Source organism: Pantoea stewartii subsp. stewartii (assembly GCF_008801695.1).
GTDB lineage: Bacteria > Pseudomonadota > Gammaproteobacteria > Enterobacterales > Enterobacteriaceae > Pantoea > Pantoea stewartii.
This window is the reverse complement of the sequence record NZ_VZPF01000191.1, coordinates 1-1586: the sequence shown is the minus strand read 5'-3', so window position 1 is coordinate 1586 and position 1586 is coordinate 1. Positions and strand designations below refer to the sequence as shown.

The window sequence follows — 1586 nt, the reverse complement described above, 5'->3', positions numbered from 1 at the left end:
ACCAATCGATGAGCGGGCACAGCAGAGTGTTCTGGCAACATGACTGACGGTGTCACCACGATGCAGCATCAGCATGGCGGTGAGCCGCCGGGCGTGGTTTTTGTCCTTTGTTTTATGGATAGTTTTCTGCATCAGGCGTCGTTCGGTTCTGGGTATTGGTGCTATGATCGACATTGCTCAGTCCGGCTGGTGATTTGGGATATTCAGCGATTGATCAGATCGCATAAACCGGACTGAGTTCCCTCTAAGTGATCTACTATTCCGAGCAGTTATTTAGAGAGTCTTTATTTGAGGTTGATATGTGAACTGAATGAATTAGGTATAATCCATTACGATCTTAATACAGGTAATATGCTGTACGACAAAGAAAGCGAAAGATTATTCCCAATAGATTTCCGTGATATTTATAATGAATATTACTCTGCAACAAAAAATGATAAAGAGATTATCGACCGACGCTTACAAATGCGTACGAATGATTTCTATTCACTATTAAACAGAAAATATTTATAGGTAGTGGGTAGAGGATGAAGTGGTCACCATGATCAGAGAAGAATCATTCGCATGGTAAAAAAAGGGTCTTCCCCTGTTGTGGTGGCATACACTGCCAATCAGGTATAATCCTCTTGGCTTGCTTTTACCCTCAGGAGGTATCAATGCGCCCTACATCCCTTAATCTGGTATTACCATCACATCTGCCCTCATCTTCGAACTCGATTTCAGCCACAGACGTTCAGTCTCTTGTAAAAATGTCGAGCGTACTCTGGATAAAAAACAACCAACAACTTTGTTTCCACGGGACCGACCATAAAATCTACCAGCAACTTGAAGCTGCCCTCGATAAGATAGAATCCACAAACACTGGACGTACTCTTTTGAACGGCATTGGATTAACATCCCGACTCAAATCAGAAAAACTGGCAATACATCTCGATTCTGCTGAGTTAGGGGTGATGGCACACTGCAACACGGATGCTGAAAACTTCCGGGGAACTGGTTCCGACTTTCACTGTAATCTGAATGCAGTTGAATATCCCTGTGGACAAGGAATTAGCCTGGTGGACTTTCATGCGTGCATTGTTTTCCATGAACTTCTCCACGTTTTCCACAATTTAAATGGAGAGCGCCTGAAAGTTGAGAGTTCTCAACCAGAATTACAAACACATTCCCCACTTTTGCTCGAAGAAGCCAGGACTGTTGGGTTGGGCGCTTTTTCTGAAGAGGTTCTTTCAGAAAATAAATTTCGGGAAGAGATTGGGGTGCCCCGCAGAACATTCTACCCGCACGATTCATCTCTCATTCATGATGACAATACAGTAACTCAGGGATTCCAACGGGAAAAACTGCATCCATTACTTTAGCTACATTGCTTATATGAGGACTCATCTGCATATATGGATGAAAAATCGCTATACGCCCACATTCTCAACCTGTCTGCCCCATGGCAGGTCAAATCAGTGGCTTTGTTGAATAAATGGATTTTATGCTGTGGTACTATGAAAACGGTTGTTTCAGATAACATAAAATCAATGCATTACATGCTTGCGTATGACGGTGTTCTGTCTGGCATCAGCGTTTTCTACCAA

The 1586-nt window shown here is 42.9% G+C and carries 3 protein-coding genes and 1 pseudogene; 3 read left to right on the top strand and 1 reads right to left on the bottom strand.

Annotation, left to right across the window (positions count from 1 at the left end):
- A pseudogene (locus F7Q90_RS25610) lies at nt 1-174 on the bottom strand (IS630 family transposase); the annotation flags it as partial.
- Nucleotides 175-258: 84 nt separating this feature from the next.
- Here F7Q90_RS25610 and F7Q90_RS27495 point away from each other — a divergent pair.
- The 3 genes from F7Q90_RS27495 to F7Q90_RS26965 form a co-directional block, all read left to right on the top strand.
- Nucleotides 259-513, top strand: a complete 255-nt coding sequence (locus tag F7Q90_RS27495) for an OspG family effector kinase (RefSeq protein WP_377776265.1) — start codon at nt 259-261, stop codon at nt 511-513.
- A gap of 143 nt (nt 514-656) precedes the next feature.
- A complete protein-coding gene (locus tag F7Q90_RS25600; protein ID WP_044243361.1) occupies nt 657-1361 on the top strand; it encodes a M91 family zinc metallopeptidase in 705 nt (234 codons plus the stop codon).
- A gap of 33 nt (nt 1362-1394) precedes the next feature.
- Nucleotides 1395-1586: hypothetical protein (locus F7Q90_RS26965; protein ID WP_151161154.1), on the top strand; the 192-nt coding region annotated here is incomplete at its 3' end.